Below are 19,881 nucleotides of genomic sequence, written 5' to 3'. Positions count from 1 at the left end.
CGGCGCAAGGTGCCTGCGTACGGTCCTCCGCACGCCTACGCTCGGGCCGTGCTGCGCATCCTCGACGCCCGAACCGGTGAGCCCGTCACCGCCGCGCCCGCCCGGCGTGGCCTGACCCGCATCGAGGCCTACGCCTCGGGCCTCGACCTGACGGCCCTGCGGGTACTGCTCACCGCCGACGTCCTGGTCCGCGCCCTGGAACTCGGCGGCACCCCCGTCTGGACGATCCTCACCGCGCCCCACCGGCACGCCGAACTCCGCACGGCCGCGACGAACCTCGCCATCCGCCCCTTCGAGGACGGCCGCGACCTCGCATCCGGGCTGGGAGAGGCGCAGGTGATCCACGTGGTGGCCGAGAACACCGGGACCATGCCGAGCGAGGGCCCCCTGCTGACGGTCGCCCCGGCGGTGTGGTCGGCGGCGGAAGCGGGGGACGAGGAGCGGCTGGGCGGGTCGGGCAGATCGCCGCGCAGCGGCACGGGTACGGGCGGACACGGCTCGGGCACCGCTGCGGAGGCGCCACTCCACGCCGCCCCCGCCGCCGGGGAGGCCGCCGCACCCCGCTCGCCGGGTGAACGGCCCCCTCTCGGTCTCCCGGCCCTCCTCTCCGACCCCACCGCCCTGCGCCTCGCCCTTCTCTCCGTGCCCCGGAACACGGCGGTACGGCTGGACACCGACGCACTCGCAGAGGCGGCGCAGGGCCTCGCCCGCTGGCGGCGGGCCGTCGCCGGGTGGGCGCGGCAGCCCTCGCGTCCGGTGCCCGATGCGGTGCGGGTGCGGTTGCGGGCCGCGTGGGAGGACGATCTGGACCTGCCCGGGGTGCTGGCTGTGCTGCGGGACGTGGAGAGTGCCCCGGAGCTGCCCGACGGGGCCCGGTTCGAGACGTACGTGTACGCGGACCGCCTGCTCGCCCTCGACCTCGCCCGTGACCTCGGGAGCTTCGCGTGATCGAGCGCGCGGGCGCGGGCCCGCTGCGCCGGCTGGTTGTCCTGCGGCACGCCAAGTCCGCCTGGCCCGAGGGTGTCGAGGACCACCGGCGTCCGCTCGCCCCGCGCGGCCTGCGGGACGCCCCGGCCGCCGGGCGTGCCCTCGCCGAGGCCGACTGCCTGCCCGACCTCGCTCTGTGCTCCACCGCCGTACGTGCCCGCCGCACCTGGGAGCTGGCCTCCGCCCAGTGGGGCACGCCACCCCCGGTGCGCTACGACCGCAGGCTGTACGGGGCGGACGTACCGGAGCTGCTCGAGGTCGTGCGCGAGGCGCCGCGCGAGGTGGAGACGCTGCTGCTGGTCGGGCACAACCCCGGGTTGGAGGAGCTGGTCCTCGAGCTGGCCGGGGACGGTCTGGAGGACACGCTCGAGCAGGTGCGCGTGAAGTTCCCGACCTCCGCGATCGCCGTACTGACCTGGCGCGCCACCGGCTGGCCTGCCCTGGCCCCGGGCACCGCCCTGCTGACCTCGTTCATCGTGCCGCGGGGCAGGAAGGAGAAGGGGTAGCCGGGCCCGGCGGAGGCGCACCGCGATCAAGGACGGCCCGGCGCTCGCATAGGCTGACGGAATGCAGGACGAGTACCGCACCGTAGCCCGCGCGGGCGTGCACGAGACCGAGATCAACCGCTCCCGTTTCCTGTGCGCTCTCGCCCCGGCGGCCACCGAGCAGGAGGCCCAGGAGTTCGTCGCGGCCGTCCGCAAGGAGCACGCCGACGCCACCCACAACTGCTGGGCGTACGTCATCGGCGCCGACGCGTCCGTGCAGAAGGCCAGCGACGACGGGGAACCGGGCGGCACCGCCGGCGTGCCCATGCTGCAGATGCTGCTGCGCCGTGAGATGCGGTACGTCGTCGCCGTCGTCACCCGGTACTACGGCGGTGTGAAGCTGGGCGCGGGCGGGCTGATCCGGGCCTACGGCGGAGCGGTCGGCGAGGCCCTGGACGAGGTCGGCACGCTCACCCGGCGTCGCTTCCGGCTGGCCACGGTGACCGTCGACCACCAGCGCGCCGGCAAGATCCAGAACGACCTGCGCGCCACCGGGCGGGAGGTCCGGGACGTCCGTTACGGCGAGGCCGTCACCATCGAGATCGGCCTGCCGGACGCCGACGTGGACGCCTTCCGCGGCTGGCTGGCCGATGCGACGGCGGGCTCGGCCGGATTCGAGCTGGGCGGAGAGGCCTACGGAGACGCGTGAGGTCCGGCGCGCCCTACGGGGTCGGCCGGACTTCACGCCTCTCCGACGTTCACGCCTCCTCGGAGGCCTTGCTCCGCGGGCGCGGAATACCCAGCGCGCACAGGGCGCCGACCAGGACCACGGCGACGCCGACCCACACCGCGGGGTGCAGGCCGTCGACGAAATCCTGGGGGCTGCGGGTGCTGCCGTGCGCCACGAACACCGTGCTGAGCACGGCGATGCCGAGTGCCCCCCCGATCTCGCGGACCGTGGTGTTCGCGCCGGAGGCCTTGCCCGCGTGCTCCTTGGCGACCGAGGCGAGCACCACCGCGGCCGTGGGCGCGAAGACGAAGCCCATGCCGATGCCCGCGACGATCATCGGGCCGACCATGGCCGAGTAGGCGGTGTCGGTGTCCGCGACCAGGTTGATCCAGCCGAGGCCCACCCCCTGCAGGAACAGGCCGAGCGCCATCAGACGGCCGCCGCCGACCCTGTTCGTGAGCACACCGGCGACGGGGGCGACGAACATCGGCATCAGCGTCCAGGCCAGGGTGCGCACACCGGCCTCCAGCGGGGTCCGCGGGGGCACGATCTGCAGGTACTGGGCGAGCAGGAAGAGCGAGCCGAAGACACCGAAGTACATGGCCGCGGAGACGATGTTGGTGAGCGTGAAGGCCCGTATCCGGTAGAAGGACAGGGGCAGCATCGGCTGCGCGGCCCTGGCCTCCCACAGCACGAACACGGCGAGCAGCACCGCACCCCCGGCGAAGGCGCCCAGCACCTTCGCCGAACGCCAGCCGTCGGTGTCGCCGTGCACGATGGCCCACACGACAGCGCACAGTCCGGCCGCGGCCAGCAGCATGCCGACCAGGTCGAGGCGGATCCCCGGCAGCGAGCTCTCGCGCAGCGTCAGCAGGATGAGGGGGACGGCGACGACGCCCACCGGCACGTTGATCCAGAAGATCCACCGCCAGTCCAGCCCGTCGACCACTGCACCGCCGACCACCGGGCCCATCGCGACGGCCAGGCCGCTGATCCCCGACCACAGGCCCAGCGCCAGCCCGCGCATCCGGTCCGGCACGGCCTGGGACAGCAGGGTCAGCGACAGCGGCATCACGGCCGCAGCGCCGAAGCCCTGGACCGTGCGGAAGGTGATCAGCTGGGCGCTGGTGTCGGCGAGACCGCAGCCCGCGGAGGCCAGCGTGAACACGATGATGCCGAGCACGAACACCTGCCGGCGGCCGAACCGGTCACCGAGCGCGGCCCCCGTCATCAGCAGGCAGGCGAAGCTGAGGACGTAGGCGTTGACGAACCACTGGAGTTCCTGGGTGTCGGCCTTCAGGTCGACGGCCAGGGTGTGCAGGGCCGTGGAGACGACGAGGTTGTCGAGCGCGACCATGAACATCGGCACGCTGCAGGCGACGATCGCGAGCCAGAGCGGAACGCGCCGACCCGTGCGCTCCGGGTCGGCGACGACCGGATCGTCGAGGACCGGGTTTTCTTCGGACAGCGTCATGACAGGGGTCTCCTGATGAGGGTGAGCGGGGTCAGGCGTTCGTGTTCTGCTCGGCCAGCCGCCGCTTGGCGTCCGACCAGTCGATGGGCAGGTCCGCCGCCCGGACCTCCCAGAACGTGAAGACCGAGTGCTTCATCGTGGACCGCAGGCCGGTCATGATCGACTTGTGCGGCTCGGTCCGGGCGTACGTGTGGAGCGCGTCCTTGTCCTGCCAGGCGGACAGCGTCCAGAAGGTGTGCTTGAAGGGTTCGGCGATGAGCGAGGCGCCGTAGGCGCCGGGCGCGCTGGAGACCTGCCTCCAGGCAACCAGGGACTTGAGGAAGAAGCGCGGTACGTCCTTGAGGGAGCGGACCTCCAGACGGGACGCCATGACGAACGCCTCGGCATCCGGCGCGGGCTTGTTGACGGTGGTCCAGGGCAGGGTCGGCATGGCTGCGGCCTTCTCGGGTCAGAGGCAGGGCGAGGGGAGGGACCCAAAATTGGATACCTATACTATCTATGTTAGGCAGTGAAGGTATCCAGTTTTCAAGAGCGGAGCCGATCCGATGCGCATGTCCGAGCTGAGCCGCCGCAGCGGCGTCTCCGTCACGACGATCAAGTACTACCTTCGTGAGGGCCTGCTCCCGGCCGGCCGGCAGACCGCCGCGACCCAGGCCGAGTACGACGAGCAGCACCTGCGCCGGCTCCGTCTGATCCGCGCGCTGACCGGCGTGCGCGGGCTGTCCGTCAGCACCACCCGGGACCTCCTCGACGCCCTGGACCAGCACACCGGCGACACCCACCGCACCCTCGGCCTCGCCCTCGGCGCGATCCGGCTGGCCGAGGAGCCCGCCGAGCAGGCCCCCGAGACGGCCGAAGTCGACGCACTGGTCAAGGAGTTGGGCTGGGACGTGCACGAGTCGGCGCCCGCCCGTGCCGCGCTCGCCGAGACCCTGGCCTCGCTGCGCTCGCTGGGCGTCCCGCGGGACTGGCGCACCTTGCTGCCGTACGCCCGGCTCGCCGAGCGGACCGCGGTCCTCGATCTCGACCAACTGGACGGCATCGAGGACCCGTTGGAACTGGCCGAGCACGCGCTGCTGCTGACCGTCCTCCTGGAGCCCGCGCTGCTGGCGCTCAGGCGCATGGCTCAGGAGAACGAGTCGGCACGGCGGCACACCGAGCACTGAGACGCGTCAGGACAGCTCGCGCAGGATCTCGGCCGCGGCCTGAGACCCGGCCGCGAACGCGGCCTCGTGGGACCCGATCAGATCCGGGCCCAGCTGCTTGGAGTGGAAGTACGACCCCGCCAGCTTGACCCGGGTGCCCTCGTTGGCCTCGTAGATCACGGACTGCCGCTCGCGCAGCGCCATGTCGATGACCGGGTGGGTGTAGTCGAACTCGCGGACGACCGTCTCCGGGCCGACCGGGCGGGGCGGGTCGAGGGTGACGAAATAGTCCCGCTCGGCCTCGAAGTCCTGCAGCCGGTTCAGGTAGTACGTGACGAAGCAGCGGGTCGCGCCGTCCACCTGGACCTTGCCGTAGTTCCAGGCCCGCCAGCTCTCGGCGGCGGTGGGCATCAGCGTCGGATCGGTGTGCAGCACCACGCGCGACCTGCTGTAACGGACGCCCTCCAGCGCGGTGCGCTGGGCGCTCGTGGGGTTCTGCAGCAGGGCGAACGCCTCGTCGGCGTGCGTGGCCAGCACCGCGTGGTCGAACCGCTCGGAGCCGGCGGCCGTGGTCACGCTGACCCCGTCCGCCTCCTGCCGTACGGCGGTGACCGGTGAGGACACCCGGAGGTCGGGGCCGGTCGCCGCGAGCGCCTTGCGCACGTAGGAGATCGAACCGCCGCCCACCGTGCGCCAGTCCACCCGGCGGCCGCCGAGGCCGCCCTCGTCGTGGCCGACGAAGAACGCGATGACCGTGGCCGCCGGCATCTCCCAGACCAGCTCGGCCGGCACCGACCAGACGGCCGAGCAGAGCAGGATCAGATACGAGTGGCGGAACTCCTCGCTGTATCCGCCCTGGTCGAGGTAGTCACCCATCGACATGTCGGCGCGGCCGCGGACGAAGTCGCGCCGGCTCTCCTCGTGGAAGCGGCGCACCTCCCGCCAGACGTCCGGGAACCCGGGGTGCCGGGCGGCGTACCGCTCCTCGATCGCGCCCTCGTCGAGTTCCAGCTCCTCGGTGCCGTACTCGAGCCCGTTGTCGAGGTCGAAGAAGGTGAAGCCGCCCGGATGCGGGACGGTGTCCACGCCGAGCTCGTCGAAGAACCCGGTCAGCTGCGGGTAGAACCGGCGGTTGCAGACGATGAACGCCGTGTCCAGGCCGAGCACGTGCCCGCTCTCCTCGACCTCCACGGTGTTGGCGTGGCCGCCGGGGCGGTCCTCACGCTCGAAGACGGTGATCCGGGCCCGGTCGCGCAGATGGTAGGCGGCGGACAGACCGGCGGGGCCGGCGCCGATCACGGCGACGGTCGGCGTGTGCTGGGACATGGCAGGTCCTTACGGTCGCAGAGGGTCGGGAAGGGAGGTGAGGGGAGTACGGGGGAGGGCGGTTCCGGGCTCGTGCCGGCGCAGGGTGCCGCCGCCCTCGGTCGCCACGGCCACGAGGTGGTGCCGGGAGGGGCGCAGCAGGTCGAGCCGCCAGCGGTGCGCCAGGTCCGGCCGGCCCCCGTCCGTGACGGCGAACCGGCCGCCGCCCTGGTGCCGGAAGCGGAGGTCCTTCAGGCCCCCGGCGAGACCGACGCCCACCCCCTTGAGATAGGCCTCGGCCAGCACCCATCGCTCGCTCGTGGCCAGGTCGGGGTCCGCCGGGCCCAGGAAGGCGTGCAGCAGACGCGTCTTCTCCGCGTCGAAGGGGACGCGCTCCACGTCCGCACCGCAACCGCGACCGCGGGTGAGCACACAGACGATCAGACCGTCCGTGTGCGACAGGTTGAAGCGCAGCCCGTCCGTGTCCGGGACCGGCTCCGGGCGCCCGCCCGCACCGCGGACGAACCGCCAGGTGTCCGGCGGCAGCCCCGTGCGACTGCTCAGGGCCAGCCGGGCGAGCAGCCGTCCGCCCAGGAAACGGCGCCGGGAGCCGGTCCGCAGCAGCCGGTCGTGCCGGGTGCGCTCGTCCGGGGCCAGCAGGTCCGGGCCGCCCAGCCGCGCGGCCAGCTCCGGCACCCGGTGCTCGGGCAGCGTCCACAGATCGGCCACTCCCGCGCCCGGCGCCGCGGCGGCGTGCGTCAGCGGGCTTCCGCGCACCGGGCACCCTCCGTGGGCGCGGTCCGCTCGGCCAGCGTGATCGGCCAGTGCGACAGCAGCCGGTTGTCGTCGTGCAGCCGGGTCAGCACGGCGAGGACCTCGTCCACGGCGGCCGGGTCACGGTAGGCCTCGTACGGGTGGAACTGCCGATTGATGCGCTCCAGTTGGAGCAGGAGCAGCGAGGGACTCGGCAGCGGTTCGGCCATCAGACCGTGCGAGTGGACGTAGGTGTGCACGCACGCGGCGGCCGCGTGCACCAGGCAGTACTCCTTGGCCAGGTCGAACAGCTCGGCCGAGTGCGCGAAGCCACGCCCCAGCTCGGCGCGCAACCGGTCCGCCCGCTCCTCCAGCGGGAGCAGCCGGCCCAGCAGTTCGGTCGCCACGTCGGCGGCCAGCAGCAGCCGGTCGCGGTCCTTGTCCGCGGCCCGGTCGGCCAGCACCCGCAGCCGGATCAGGGAGTCGGGCGCGGCCAGCACCGCGTCGTCCAGGCCCCGGTTGGACAGCTCCTGCAACGCGGGCCGGTAGAGCGGAAGTTCGGCATCCATGCTGTAGAGCACGGCCACCCGCGACGCCGCCTCGGCGCGCACGTCGGCATCGGCGCTGCGGCCCTTCTCCAGCAGCGAGCCCAGCTGGTGGCCGATGTTGCGCAGGTTCACGACGGTGTTCCCGTCGGCCATGTTGGTCACCAGGATGTCGCGCAGCATCTTCTGGTGCATGCCGAAGCGGGGGTGGGTGCGCAGGAACACGCGAGCCCCGAGCACCACGTTCAGCCGCGCCAGGGTCTCCTCCAGCAGGGTCGGCACCAGGTACTTGGCGGCGGAGGAGAAGACGCTCACCTGTCCGGTCGAGGCCTGGACGCTGCGGACGGCGCCGAGGCACACCGCGTCCGCCACCATCAGATCGGCGAAGGACTCCGCCAACTGACGCCCCGTGTACGGAACCTCCACGACCGGGCGGTTGAACAGGATCCGGTCCTGGGCGAACTCCAGCGCCGTGCGCAGCGAGGTGTCCACGCCCGACAGGGCCAGGCTGAGGATGACCAGGCGCGCGGTCTGGCTGGTCTTCAGGGCGATCTCCAGCCCCTGCCCCTCGGCGCCGACCAGGTCGGACTCCGGGACGAGGACGCCGTCGAACCGCAGCCCGCTCAGGTCCAGGGCCCGTACGCCGTGCAGCTTCAGCAGGGGCGTCTCGCGGACCGTCCCGGCCTCGGCCCGCCACTTGTCGACCACGAGGATCGAGTAGTCCCCGGCGCCCTGACGCGCCCCGGTGCGCGCGAAGACGACCATCCGGTCGGCGAAGGTGGCGTTGCCGATCGGCCACTTCTCACCGGTGAGCCGGTAGCCGCCCTCGACCCGCTCCGCGACCACCTCGTTGCTGAGCAGATCGCTGCCGTGCGCGGCCTCGGACAGCCCCCAGGCGAGCCCGACCCCCTGGTGGACGGCGTCGATCTGACGCCGCTTCTGCTCGTCGCTGCCGGCGATCCACAGCGGGGTGAACGCGGCGTTGGTCAGCCCGAGCGCGATGGCCGTCGCCCCGTCGCGCCGCGCCACCAGCCGCATCAGCGTGAACCCGGTCTCCGGGTTGCCGGCCTTGCCGCCCTGCTCGGCGGGCAGACCGTAGTCCAGGAACCCCCAGCGGCGCAGCAGACTGACGAACCCGTACGGGAAGGCGTCGCGCTCGTCGTGGTCGAGCACCTCGGCGAACGACATCCGGCTCTCCGGGTCGTGCGGATCGCCGAGGTACTGCTCGAGCCGCTCGGCCAGTTCGGTCAACTCGGCCTGGGACATCAGGAGTCCTCCATCGGGTGAGAGGCGGAAGCGAGACGCACCGGCACGGCGGTCATCAGCCGTCCGGACCGGCCGAGCGCCAGCGTGGTGTCGAGGGCGGGCAGCAGGTCGGGGCCGTGGCGGCGCGGGTCGACGCCTTCGGCGCGGGCGAGCAGGTAGGCGAGCGTCGCCCGCAGCCAGCCGGTGGCACCCGGCTCGGCGCCGTACAGCGGCCGGTCCCGGTTGTGCCACCACAGGTGCAGGCAGGCGGCGGCCGCGTGCACCCAGGCGTACCGCTCGGCCAGGTCCACCAGCGCGTTGGGATCGGCGTCCCGCTCACGCACGGCGGCCGCCCGCGGACCGAGCCCGGTCACGGCACCGCCGAGCCGGCGCACCAGGGCGGCCGCCGGGTCGTCGCCCAGGTGCTCCAGGGTCCCGGCGGCGACCCCGGGCAGAGCGCCGAGGACGGGGTCCGCGCCGCGCGCGACGAGGTCCAGCCGTGCGGGGTCGTACGACGGCAGTTCGGCGTCCAGCGCGAAGATCCGGCGCACGGTGTCCGCGGCGGGCGCCTCCTCCCGGGTGACCAGAGTCGGGATCTGGGCGGCATAGGCGCGCAGGTTCGCCAGCGGACTCGCGTCGATCACCCGGACCACCGCCACGTCCCGCTGGATCTTCTGGAACATGCCCGCGCCGGGCGCCTGTTCACGCAGCACCGCGCGGGTGGCGAGCACTGCGGCACAGCGCCGGACCAGGTCGTCCGTGGCCTCCGCGACGACGTGCTTGGCCGCGAGCGCCCAGACGCTGAACACCCCCGGCACGACGTGCACGCCCCGTGCGGCGGCCAGCGCCACCGCGTCGGCCGCGAGTTGCGCCGCCGAGGCGACAGCCAGGTCCCGGCGCGGATGGGGCACGTCGAGCAGGGGCACACGGGCGACCCGGCGCTCGGCGGCGAAGCCGAGGGTCAGGCGCAGCGCGGTGTCCGCGCAGCCGAGGCTGCCCGCCATGCTCATCAGCCGCACCGCCTGCTGGGCGAGGACCGCCACCTCCAGACCCTCCCCGACCTTGCCCACCAGGGCGTGCTCGGGAACCGGGAGGCCGGCGAAGCGCAGCCGCGCGGTGTCCACGCCCCGCATGCCGCCGGTACGGGCGGCCGGCTCCCGGACCAGACCGTTGCGCCCGGCCCATTGCGCGTCCAGCAGGTAGGCGGAGAACGCACCCGGACCGCGGGCGCCGGTGCGGGCCACCACGTACACGGCCTCGCAGCGCAGGCCGTTGCCGACCATCCACTTCTCGCCGTGCAGCAGCCCGTCGTCGTCCAGCCGCACCTGGCCCGACAGCAGGTCGCTGCCGTGCTCGGCCTCGGTCAGCGCGAACGCCACCGTGCCGCCCCGGGTGAGGATGTCCGCCGTCCGGGTCCGCTGGTCCTCGTCGCCGTGCAGCTGCAGACAGGTGGCGGCGATGATGCCGAACATGGTGCCCGGCATGACGTTCACGTCCCGCCGGGCCGCCGCGCGCACCAGGGTCAGGCTGCGGTCGAACGACTCGAACGCGCCGCCCCACTCCCTCGGCAGGTAGTTGAGGTGGAAGCCCGCCGAGACCAGCCGGTCGCACAGCTCCTCCGGGTGGGCGTCGGCCTCGTCCCGGGCGACCGCCGCGGCGAACCCGTACGGATTGCCCGGGTCCTCGGGATCGCCGAGGAGTTCCTCCACCGACTCGGGTGTCAGCTCGCCCATCACACGGCCTCCGTCAGGGCGGGCAGCTCCAGCGGGACCGGGCGGTAGTCGGCCGCCGCCGACGGCAGGGTCACGCCGGCGGTGGCCAGCTGGGCGATCCGGGTGTGGAAGGCCGCGCCGCGCATCAGGTGGTGGGCGACATCGGCCACCGTCCGGTTCTCCGGGGTCTTCAGATAGCTGCCGGACACCCAGGCGTTGAAGCTGCCCATCGCCGGGCCGCACCAGATCTGGTAGTCGGCCGCCCGGTCGGCCTCGCCGGTCACCGCCCAGCGCGAGGCCATGCCCAGGTACCAGCGGAACACCAGGGCCATCCGGCGCTTGGGACTGTCCGCCGCCCGGGCCAGCTGCTCGGGGTCGCGCCGGGTGAAGTACCGGACGCACTCCTGCCAGACGTCCTCCAGCGGACGCCGGAAGATCTGCGACTCCAGCCGCGCCCGCTCCTCGGCGGGCAGCGCCTCGATGCCGCCGTACGCCTGGTAGAGCCGGTACAGCTGCTGCGCCCGCATCGCGAACATCGAGCCCCGGCGCAGCACCTGGAGCTCCACGCCCATCTCGAACATGTCGGCCGCCGGGGCCATCGCACAGTCCGCGACGTCCGCCTGCGCGAGCAGCTCGCGGGCGGCCGGGGAGGTGCCGGACTCCAGACAGGACTGGTTGACGGATCCCGTCACCACATAGGCGGCGCCCATGGCGAACGCGGCGGCCACCGCCGTCGGGGTGCCGAGACCGCCGGCCGCGCCGACCCGGATCGGGGTGGCGTAGCGGTGCTCGCGCTGGATCTGGTCGCGCACCCGCAGGATGACCGGGAACAGCGCGGGCAGCGGGCGGCGGTCGGTGTGCCCGCCGGAGTCCGCCTCCACCGTGATGTCGTCGGCGAGCGGCAGCAGATGCGCGAGCCGCGCCTGCTCGGCGGTGACCAGACCGTCCCGCAGCAGCGTGTCGACCAGCGCGGCCGGGGCGGGGCGCATGAACCGCTCGGCGGTCTCGGCCCGGGACACCTTGGCGATGACCCGGTTCTCGGCCACCACCCGCCCCGACGGGTCCTGCCGCAGCCCGGCCAGCCGGTACCGGACCAGATGCGGGGTCAGCCCCATGAAGGCCGATGCCTCCACGCAGCGCACTCCGCCCCGCAGGAACAGCTCGACCGCCTCGCGCTCCAGCCGGTCCTCGCTCGGGCTGTGGATCAGGTTGACGGCGTACGGCAGACCGGGGATCTCGGCCGCGAACCGGCCCAGCGCCTTCCCGATGGTTTCCGGCAGCAGGCCCGCCGCGCCGAACGAGGCGAGGAAGCCCTGCCGGGCCAGCGCGATCACCAGGTCGGCGGAGGCGATGCCGCCCGCCATCGCGCCGGCCATGTACGACTGCCGCACACCGTGCGCGGCACGGAAACCGGCCGAGCCGAGCCGCTGCGGGGGCAGCGCCGGGGCGGCGGCCAGGACGCCAGGACCGTCCCCGCCAGGGGCGGCCGTGCCGCCGGCCACCGCGCCGGTGCCCTGGGCCGTGGACACGATGAAGCAGGGCTCTTCCACCCGGCTCAGGACCTGGTTGATCCCCGCCGGCTCCACGCTCGGATACCCGTCCCCGTACCAGCGGAGAGGGGCCTGGGGGGTGCTCATGGACAACAGTGCTCCTCGGCTGTGCGCGGCGTCAGCCGGCGTCGGGGCGGACCTCGATGGCCACGTCGGTGAGTTCGTAGATGCGCAGGCCCGGCTTCCACAGGTCCGCGTCGGCGATCAGCAGCAGGCGGTCCGCCTCCCGGCGGACCTCCTTGATGTGCACGTCGAAGAACAGCTCGCGGTCTTCGCGCAGGATCTGGCCCCGGTACTTCCAGGACATCTCCACTCCCGTGGCCGTCGCGAACCGGGGCCGGGGCATGCCCTCGGCGAGGTTCTGCTCCAGCACGAACAGCCGCATGCCCTGCAGCACCGCCTCGACACCGAGGGAGCCGGGCATCACCGGGTCGCGGTGGAAGTGGCAGTCGAAGTACCACTCGTCGGGCCGGATGCTGCGGAAGCCGTGCACATAGCCGGCGCCGAAGCGGCCGCCGTCCGCGACCAGGTCGACCCGGTCCACCAGGTCGAACCGGCCGCCGGGCAGGCGCAGTTCGCCTCCGGAGGTGTCGCGGAGGGCGGGCGCCGTGCCGCCCGCCGGCTCGATGCGCCTGACCCGCCCGGCGGCCGGCGTCTCCGCCTCGATCCACGGCTTGACGTAGGTGCCGCTGTCGAGACCGACCTGGTTGGACAGCGCGGCCGCGCTGAAGTACCCGAACAGCGACTCGCCGGTGTAGAACACCTCGCCGTCCGCGCTGAGTTCGTACGAGAAGTTCTGCAGCACCGCACCGGAGACGACACTCGTCATTAGCAGCTTCGAGTGGTGCCGGATCGTCTTGCCGCGCAGGTCGATGTCCTTCACCAGGGTCGCGCGGCCGTCGAGGTTGCGGATGGCGTACTCCTCCTCGGGCTGCCGGAGGGTGGCGCCCAGGTAGTAGCCGAGGAAGATGGCGGCCTGCAGCGAGGACTCCATGTACACGCAGTTCGGCATGTACGGCGAGGAGTTCTGCGCGTAGTACCAGGCGTCGTCCGGCGAGTCGTACTCGGTGACCATCTCCGAGCCGGGGCTCAGGTCGCCGCGGGTGCCGGTCAGCTTCATGACCCGGTCGACGAACTGGAAGTCGCCGTTGGGGATGTAGGGGGCGCGGCTCGTGCGGTAGATCTCGAACTCCGGGCCCATCGCCATGTCCAGCAGACCCTTGGCGGAGTGGGCCAGATGCAATTCGTTGATCATCGCCGGCTCGCCGCTGCGGTTGCGCCGGCCGAGGAACTGCGGCACGCCGCCGATCTCCGGCCGGTACGGCGTCCCCGGCTTCTCCACGATCTGCAGGCCGAGGTTCTGCATCCGGACCACCGGCTTGTCCCCGAGGTACACCAGTACGTCCGCGATCACCGTGGGACGGGGCAGCAGGGTCAGCTCGGTGACCTCCACCTCGTAGTGGATCTCGGCGTCCTTCGGGGTGACCTGGCCGCGCACCTGGACGTCGATCCGGCGCTCGGTCACCGTCTGGAAACGGGCGTCCGGGAGCGTGAGGTGCAGGCCCTGGTGCATCAGGTAGATCTGCAGCAGCTGCACAGCACCCTCGGCGATGAGGGAACCGGCCAGCACCGGGTCGTCCGGGAAGTGGCAGGTGAAGTACCAGGCGTCCGGCTCAAGCCGCTTGACGGCGGTGATCAGGCCCAGCCCACAGGGCCCGCCCTTGCGGTCGACGGTCACCTCGTCGACCATGCGCAGCCGCTCGTCCGGCAGGCGCAGCGCCGGGTTGAGGCCCGGGTCCTGCGCGTGGTCCGGGCCGAACACGTCCCCGGGACGGCCCTGGGCGAGCAACTCCAGGTCGTGCGCGTCCAGTCGGTGCTTGCGGGCGTAGGCCAGCGGCTTGAACGTGCCCTTGGGCAGCGCGGCGCGGCGGGCCCGGTCCTTGTCGGTGAGGACGACGCCGAGCGGGGTCGCCAGCTCCTGCTTGCTGAAGAACCCGGCACAGGCGTCGCGGAGTTGGAGGATCAGCTCGCCGTCCGCGAAGCAGTCGTAACTGAAGAAGAAGATCGTGGTGTCGCCCTGGTGCACGAACCGGTCGATGGAGATCTCGTAGCGCAGCGTCTGACCGGTCGTGGGCAGGCCGCCCTTGAAGATCAGCGAGCTGTCCAGCAGCCGGTAGACCCGCTCGCCCTTGTTGCGGAAGTCGATGCCGAGATAGCTGACCAGGAGAAGGTCGCACTGCCCGGACTCCACGGTCACCGCCGGCGGCACCCCGCCGTCCACGGCGTACCAGGCGTCCTCGGGCAGGTCGTACTCCGTGGTGATCCGGGCGGGCTTGAGCACACCCGGCTCGGCCTCCAGCTCCGTGACCCGGGTGACGAAGTGGTACGGCGGTGCGGGCAGCCGAACACGCGCGGCGAAGGTGTCGATCTGGGCGAACCGGGGCCCGAACACCTCGGCCACGGAGCCGGTCGCGAACTCGAGCAGATCGGCCTCGTCCCAGATGACGCCCTCACGGGCCGGAGCCGAGGCGGGGGGCTCGGGACGGACGGCGGGCAGGGCAGGGGGAGCCGTGCCCTCGACAGCGGGGGCGGGAGCGGGGACCGGAGGCACCGGAGCCGCGGTCGTGGCGGGCGCCGTCGCATCGAGCAGGGCCTCGGCCCGGTCCAGGGTCGCCGCCTGGAGCACCCGGTGGGTCTCCATCACCACGCCGTGCGCGGCGAGCATCTCCCGGCGCAGGTCGTGGACCAGCTCGGCGGCGGGTCGACGGCCCTGTCCGGACGGCGGGGGGTACGACGGCTGGGCGGGCGGGGAGGTCACGGGCGGGGCCAGGGCCGCGGGCGGCTGCGGAGCGCCCCAGGGCAGGGCCGTGATCGGATCCCCGTCGAAGGTGATCACCTCGGAGATCTCCAGCGTCGGGTCGGCAGGCATGGCGGCGGGCTCCTCCGGCGGGACGGAAAGGACGGGTGCGACGGGTTCGGGAACCCCGGCGGCCGAGTGGGCAGGGGTGGGGCGGGCGGCGCGAGCGTCGGCCGACGCGCGCGCGGGTGCGGGAGCTGCCGCTGCCTGGTCACTTGCCGGACCGGCGGAGGTGGGGAGGTCTGTGGTTGTTGCTCCCGACGGGTGGGTGGGTGCGTTGGTGGCCGGGGTATGGGTGCTTGCCGGGCGGGCGGAGGTGGGGAGGTCTGTGGTTGTTGCTCCCGACGGGTGGGTGGGTGCGTTGGTGGCCGCGGTATGGGTGCTTGCCGGGCCGGCGGAGGTGGGGAGGTCTGTGGTTGTCGCAGCCGACGGGTGGGCGGGTGCGTTGGTGGCCGCGGTACTTGTGCTTGCCTGGCAGGCCGAGATGGTGAGGCCTGTGGTTGTTGCTCCCGACGGGTGCGTGGGTGCGGGGGTGGTCGCCGAGGCACCTGTGCGCGTCGGGCCGGTGAATGCGCGGAGCGCTGCGGTCGTTGCACCCGCCGGGCGGGTGGGCCCGGAGTCGGACCTGGGCGCTTCATCGGCCGGACCGGCCAGGGGGGCGGCCTGCTGGTGCCCGGCCGGGACGGGCGCCGCCGCTGTGGGGACCCCATGGGCCGGAGTGGCCGGTTCGGCGGAGACGGCGGTCAGGGCCTTGGCCGCCTCGCGGGCGATGCGGTCCGGGATCGGCTCGCCGCGGCCCACCCGGACCGGGGGCAGACGGCGGGCGGGGCGGTCGGACGGGGCCGGGGCCGGGTCCTGGAGGGCCGTGAGGTCGACCGGGAGGCCGTGGCCGACGAGGCGGGCCGCCAGGTGGGCCAGCGGTGTGGTCGCCGGGACCCCCCGGCGGTCCACGCAGGCGGCCACGTGCGGGGCGTCGCCGAGGGTGTCCCGGATCCAGCGGGAGCAGGTGGCGCCGGGCCCGACCTCGATGAAGTAGCGGTAGCCGCGCTCGTAGGCCGCGTGCACGAGCCGCGGGAAGTCGATCGTGGAACGCAGGGTGTGCGCGATGCGCCGCGGGGACTCGGCGAGCAACTCGGCAGGCAGGGGCCGGTAGTCGTACGCGCTGAACAGCTCCAGGTCCCCGAAGGAGCCCATCGGGTAGTCGTTCATCCGGGCGAGACCGTCGAGTTCGGGGTCGACGACCGGGCAGTGCATGACCACGTTGACGGGGGAGCGGGCGGCGGGGCAGCCCAACTCCTCGATCAGCGCCCGGCACTGCGCCGGATCACCGGCGATCACCAGCTCGCGTGGGGTGTTCACATGCGTGAGGTGGACCCGGTCGTGGCGGACGAGCGCCGCACGCACCGGCTCGGCCGAGGTCAGCAGCACGTGTGAGGCCCACACGTCCCCGTCGGGGGTCTCCGCGGGCAGATCCCACAGCTCCCGTACGGTCCGGCGCGGTCCGCACAGGCGGTTCCGGAAGATCGGGCTGTCGCTGATCAGCGAGTCACTGCGCCCCGCCGGGTCCCAGCCGCCGGTGGCGAACAGCATGCTGGACTCGCCGAGGCTGTAGCCGAAGCCGCCGTGCGCGGTGATGCCCAGTACCTCGCGGACCAGCGTGGTGTAGAGGATCGCGAAACTCGTACCGGTGGCGAGCATGAACGGGACGTCGTCGCCGAGGCTCTCCTCCAGCCGCATCAGGCCGCGCCGGTCGAGGGCCTCCAGGGTCCGCGGGTAGAGCTGGGCTGCCCGCAGCATCCGGGCCGGCTCGGCGGCCTGCCGCTCGAAGCGGTCCAGCAGGGACGGGAAGGCCCGGAAGAGGTCCGCGCCGAGGCCCGGATAGCTGTTGAAGGCGCCGGGGTAGACGAGTGCGACCCGCCCCTCGGGGCCGAGCGGCCGGGGGGTGAAGAAGGAGCCGGCCGGGGTGGCCCACTCCCTGCCCTCGGCGTGCGCCCCGGGTATGTCCCGGACCGCCAACTCCAGCTGCCGCAGCAGACTTTCGCGGTCCTGGCCGACGAGCACGATCCGCAGCCGCCGCCCACCCGGCCCGTGCGCGGCGTCCCGGGCCAGCGCCCGCGGATCGGCGCCGTCCTCCAGCAGCGCACGGTGACGGCCGGCCTCGGCGAGCAGCCCGTCCGGCGTGTCCGCGGCGACGACCAGCAGCACCGGCCCGCCCGCCCGCGACCAGTCGGCCGTCGGGCGCGGACGCTCGGCATCCGGCACGGAGGAGAGGACCACATGGGCGTGCGAGCCCGAGGCACCCCGGATGCTCACGGCGGCATGCCGGCGGCTGTCCGCCCGCTCGCGCAGCCAGGGGCGAGGGGCGTCGGGGACGTGGAACGCGGAGGCGGCGAACGCGTCCGCGAGGTCGGGCTCGGGCCGGCGCCAGCCACGCGTGCCCGGCAGATACGCCTGCCGCAGGCACAGCACGGTCCGGATCAGTCCGGCCACGCCGGCCGCACAACCGGCGTCGCCGAGCTGTGCCTTGACGCTGCCCAGAGCGGTGGCGCCGGCACCCGCGCGGTACACCCGTGCCAGCGCGTCGATCTCGCTCCGGTCCTCCTCGGCGGTACCGCCCGCATGGGCCTCCAGATAGCTCACCTCGGCGGCTGCCACGCCGGCATCGGCCAGGGCCGCCTCCGCCGCCTCGGTGAGCGGGGCGGCGACCGCGCCGGGCATCGAGCCGGACGCCGGCGCGTACCGCACGGCCAGCCCGTCGACACGGGCGTGCACCCGGCCCGGGACGGTGTCCGCGCGGGTGACGACCAGGGCTCCGGCGCCCTCGCCGACCCGCCGCCCCCGGCCGCCCTCGGCGAAGGCGAGCCCCGGCTCCCCGGACGGCTCGGGCCGGGTCAGCAGATGTTCCGCCGAACCCGCCAGGTCGACCGCGCCGACCAGCACCGCCTCCAGGTCCGGGTCGAGCAGCAGCAGCCGTGCGACCTGAAGCGCCTCGGCGGTACCGGCGCCGTCGCCGGACACGGTGAACGACGGTCCGGTGAGGTTCCAGCGCGAGGAGATCCGCCCGGCCATCACGTTGCCGATGTAGCTGAGCACCTCGTTGGCGCCGATCGGGTCCACGACGGCGTCCCGGGACACCTCGGTGAGCGCGGCCCGCTGCTCCTCGGTCAGCCGGACGCCCGCCCGGTCCAACTCGCGGCGCAGGAAAGCCCCGAGGCCGTACCGGCTCAGCCGGGCGTGCGTGTACGGCTCGATCTCGGTCACCACCACCACAGCGACCCGGCGCGGTTCGGGGGTGTCCCGCGCCCCGGCACCGAGCCGGTACCCGGCGTCGCGCAGCGCCTCGTCGGCGACCTTGGTCAGCACCGCGTGCTGGGGGTTGTAGATGCGCAGGTCGGACGGTGGTACCCGCAGCTCGGCCGGGTCGACGTCGACCCCGTCCACGAAGGCCCCGCGCAGCGCGTCACCGGTGAGGCCCGCCTGTTCCAGGGTGCCGCCGTCGGTGCGGTCCAGACCCCGCCAGCGGTGCTCGGGCAGCGGCCGCAGATCGTGCTCGCCCCGGTGCAGGGCACGTTCGAAGGCGTCCACGGACTCCAGCGACCCGAAGTGCGCCCCGAGGCCCACGACGTCCAGGGCGGGCAGCGCGGCGGGAGCCGGGGGAGCGGGGGGAGCGGGGCGAGCCGGGGGAGCGGAGGGGGCCGGGGGAGCCGGAGCAGCCGTCGTGTCCGGCCCCGCCGACAGCACGACGTGCGCGTTGGTGCCGCCGAACCCGAAGGCGGACACCGCCGCCCGGCGCGGACCCGGTCCCTCGGGCCAGGGCCGGGAGGCGCGCACCAGGTTCCGCGCACCGACCCCGCCGTCCGCGGAGGTGACCGGCTGCTCCACGCCGATGGTCGCCGGGATCGTGCCGTCCTGCATGGCCAGGATGACCTTGAGCAGGCTGCTCAGCCCGCCGACGGTCAGCAGATGCCCGATGTTGCCCTTGACCGAGCCCAGCAGCGGCACCCGGCCGTGCGCTCCGAAGAACTCGGCGACGGACTCGGCCTCGGTCGCGTCTCCGATCGGGGTACCGGTGGCGTGGCACTCCAGGTAGTCGATGTCGGCCGGGTCGACACCGGCATTCGCGTAGGCGCGTGCAAGGGCGTCCAGCTGGCCGGACTTGCGCGGCACCAGGGGATGCCGGCCCGCGCCGTCGTTGGACAGGCCGATGCCGTCCACGACGGCGTGGACGCGGTCGCCGTCGCGCAGCGCGTCCGCCAGCCGCTTGACCGCGACCATGCCGGCGCCCTGACCGGTGACGATTCCGCCGGAGCGGCTGTCGAAGGGCTGGCTGAACCCGTCCTCCGGGTAGGCGTGCAGATCGGAGAACGACAGGTGGATCAGCGTCGGATCGGGCGCGCAGACGCCGCCCGCGAGCACCGTGTCCGCCTCGCCCGCCGCGAGATGCCCGCAGGCCAGGCTGAGCGCGTACAGCGCCGACGAGCAGGCGGCGTCCAGGCAGTAGCGCGGCCCGCCGAGCCCGAGGGCGGCCGCGGTGACGGCCGCGGGCGAGCCGCTCACCCGCAGGTTCTCCGGCACCAGGGCGTCCCGGTCGACCAGCGGGCGCGCGCCCGGCAGGCCGTCGAGCACCCGGCCGAGGCCGGCCAGCACGGCCTCCTGCGCCAGCGGAACACTGACCCGGGCCGAAGTCGGCGTCGGGAACGAGTAGTTGCCCATGACCAGGCCGGTGCGCGCCAGGGTCTGCCGGTCGTCGCCCAGGCCGCAGTCCCGCAACGCCTCCCGGGCGGCGTGCATGGACCAGTGGAAGATCCGGTCGAGCCGGTCCAGATACCCGGGGTCCAGCCGGTAACCGGCCGGGTCGAACGCGAAGTCGGTGATGAACCCGCCGCGGCGGGAGGTGATGCGGTGGCGGGGGTCGAGGTCACGCTCGTCGGGCTCCGGGCCGAAGACCTCCGTACCGCCGTCGCGGCGGCTGTCCTTACCGGCGAGGAGGTTCCGGCGGAACTCCTCGGGGGTCCGGGCACCCGGAAACAGGCAGGAGATCCCGACGATGGCGAACTTGTGCATAGCAGCTGCTTCCTCCGAGGTGCCGGTCC

Annotated in this window: 12 protein-coding genes; 4 read left to right on the top strand and 8 right to left on the bottom strand. The window is 73.5% G+C overall.

Going from position 1 to position 19,881, the window contains the following annotated elements; genetic code table 11:
• The first annotated feature begins 48 nt into the window (after nucleotides 1-48).
• The 3 genes from ACIF83_RS31320 to ACIF83_RS31310 all read left to right on the top strand — a co-directional run bounded on the left by ACIF83_RS31320 (nucleotide 49) and on the right by ACIF83_RS31310 (nucleotide 2,181).
• Nucleotides 49-948 carry a hypothetical protein gene (locus ACIF83_RS31320; protein WP_393482404.1) on the top strand — a complete coding sequence of 300 codons (900 nt, stop codon included), beginning with the start codon at nucleotides 49-51 and terminating at the stop codon, nucleotides 946-948.
• Nucleotides 945-1,493 (top strand): SixA phosphatase family protein, encoded by a 549-nt coding sequence (locus tag ACIF83_RS31315; RefSeq protein ID WP_393482402.1) that lies wholly within the window; start codon nucleotides 945-947, stop codon nucleotides 1,491-1,493. Before ACIF83_RS31320 ends, ACIF83_RS31315 begins: the two co-directional genes overlap by 4 nt.
• 61 nt (nucleotides 1,494-1,554) lie before the next feature.
• Nucleotides 1,555-2,181: a YigZ family protein gene (locus ACIF83_RS31310; RefSeq protein WP_393482399.1), complete on the top strand. Its 627-nt coding sequence runs from the start codon at nucleotides 1,555-1,557 to the stop codon at nucleotides 2,179-2,181.
• 49 nt (nucleotides 2,182-2,230) lie between these two features.
• Here the strand turns inward: ACIF83_RS31310 and ACIF83_RS31305 are convergent, their stop codons facing one another.
• Together ACIF83_RS31305 and ACIF83_RS31300 are read right to left on the bottom strand one after the other, a co-directional pair.
• On the bottom strand, nucleotides 2,231-3,676 hold the full coding sequence (locus ACIF83_RS31305) for an MFS transporter (protein ID WP_393482396.1): 1,446 nt from the start codon (nucleotides 3,674-3,676) through the stop codon (nucleotides 2,231-2,233).
• A 31-nt stretch (nucleotides 3,677-3,707) separates the two neighbouring features.
• Entirely contained in the window at nucleotides 3,708-4,106 is a 399-nt protein-coding gene (locus ACIF83_RS31300) for a DUF3291 domain-containing protein (RefSeq protein WP_399731933.1), read from the bottom strand.
• Between the two features lie 115 nt (nucleotides 4,107-4,221).
• Here ACIF83_RS31300 and ACIF83_RS31295 point away from each other — a divergent pair, with 115 nt between their 5' ends.
• Complete coding sequence (locus ACIF83_RS31295) at nucleotides 4,222-4,842, top strand: MerR family transcriptional regulator (RefSeq protein WP_393482390.1); 621 nt, start codon at nucleotides 4,222-4,224, stop codon at nucleotides 4,840-4,842.
• Between the two features lie 6 nt (nucleotides 4,843-4,848).
• On the opposite strand, the gene ACIF83_RS31290 is transcribed toward ACIF83_RS31295, so the two are convergent.
• Genes ACIF83_RS31290 through ACIF83_RS31265 form a run of 6 tightly spaced genes read right to left on the bottom strand, consistent with a single transcriptional unit; the run spans nucleotide 4,849 to nucleotide 19,852 of the window.
• Nucleotides 4,849-6,147, bottom strand: coding sequence for an NAD(P)/FAD-dependent oxidoreductase (locus tag ACIF83_RS31290; protein ID WP_399731929.1), 1,299 nt, complete (start codon nucleotides 6,145-6,147; stop codon nucleotides 4,849-4,851).
• A 9-nt stretch (nucleotides 6,148-6,156) separates the two neighbouring features.
• Nucleotides 6,157-6,903: a 4'-phosphopantetheinyl transferase family protein gene (locus tag ACIF83_RS31285; RefSeq protein ID WP_398139655.1), complete on the bottom strand. Its 747-nt coding sequence runs from the start codon at nucleotides 6,901-6,903 to the stop codon at nucleotides 6,157-6,159.
• Nucleotides 6,885-8,690, bottom strand: coding sequence for an acyl-CoA dehydrogenase family protein (locus ACIF83_RS31280; RefSeq protein ID WP_393482381.1), 1,806 nt, complete (start codon nucleotides 8,688-8,690; stop codon nucleotides 6,885-6,887). Before ACIF83_RS31280 ends, ACIF83_RS31285 begins: the two co-directional genes overlap by 19 nt.
• Nucleotides 8,690-10,402: an acyl-CoA dehydrogenase family protein gene (locus ACIF83_RS31275; RefSeq protein ID WP_393482379.1), complete on the bottom strand. Its 1,713-nt coding sequence runs from the start codon at nucleotides 10,400-10,402 to the stop codon at nucleotides 8,690-8,692. The genes ACIF83_RS31280 and ACIF83_RS31275 overlap by 1 nt, the downstream gene beginning before the upstream one ends.
• Nucleotides 10,402-12,018: a PfaD family polyunsaturated fatty acid/polyketide biosynthesis protein gene (locus ACIF83_RS31270; RefSeq protein ID WP_399731925.1), complete on the bottom strand. Its 1,617-nt coding sequence runs from the start codon at nucleotides 12,016-12,018 to the stop codon at nucleotides 10,402-10,404. The genes ACIF83_RS31275 and ACIF83_RS31270 overlap by 1 nt, the downstream gene beginning before the upstream one ends.
• A 31-nt stretch (nucleotides 12,019-12,049) precedes the next feature.
• Nucleotides 12,050-19,852 (bottom strand): beta-ketoacyl synthase N-terminal-like domain-containing protein, encoded by a 7,803-nt coding sequence (locus ACIF83_RS31265; RefSeq protein WP_399731922.1) that lies wholly within the window; start codon nucleotides 19,850-19,852, stop codon nucleotides 12,050-12,052.
• Nucleotides 19,853-19,881 lie beyond the last annotated feature (29 nt).

This window comes from Streptomyces sp. NPDC085866 (assembly GCF_044541035.1).
In the GTDB taxonomy this organism is placed as follows: Bacteria; Actinomycetota; Actinomycetes; order Streptomycetales; family Streptomycetaceae; genus Streptomyces.
Note: the sequence above shows the minus strand (reverse complement) of the source record. Positions and strands in the feature narration are given on the sequence as shown.

What these genes read in the sequence shown, in the direction of transcription:
- ACIF83_RS31310 (WP_393482399.1), top strand. Translation starts at nt 1,555, where the DNA reads ATGCAGGACGAGTACCGCACCGTAGCCCGCGCGGGCGTGCACGAGACC.
- ACIF83_RS31305 (WP_393482396.1), bottom strand. Translation starts at nt 3,676, where the DNA reads ATGACGCTGTCCGAAGAAAACCCGGTCCTCGACGATCCGGTCGTCGCC.
- ACIF83_RS31300 (WP_399731933.1), bottom strand. Translation starts at nt 4,106, where the DNA reads ATGCCGACCCTGCCCTGGACCACCGTCAACAAGCCCGCGCCGGATGCC.
- ACIF83_RS31295 (WP_393482390.1), top strand. Translation starts at nt 4,222, where the DNA reads ATGCGCATGTCCGAGCTGAGCCGCCGCAGCGGCGTCTCCGTCACGACG.
- ACIF83_RS31290 (WP_399731929.1), bottom strand. Translation starts at nt 6,147, where the DNA reads ATGTCCCAGCACACGCCGACCGTCGCCGTGATCGGCGCCGGCCCCGCC.
- ACIF83_RS31280 (WP_393482381.1), bottom strand. Translation starts at nt 8,690, where the DNA reads ATGTCCCAGGCCGAGTTGACCGAACTGGCCGAGCGGCTCGAGCAGTAC.
- ACIF83_RS31275 (WP_393482379.1), bottom strand. Translation starts at nt 10,402, where the DNA reads ATGGGCGAGCTGACACCCGAGTCGGTGGAGGAACTCCTCGGCGATCCC.
- ACIF83_RS31270 (WP_399731925.1), bottom strand. Translation starts at nt 12,018, where the DNA reads ATGAGCACCCCCCAGGCCCCTCTCCGCTGGTACGGGGACGGGTATCCG.
- ACIF83_RS31265 (WP_399731922.1), bottom strand. Translation starts at nt 19,852, where the DNA reads ATGCACAAGTTCGCCATCGTCGGGATCTCCTGCCTGTTTCCGGGTGCC.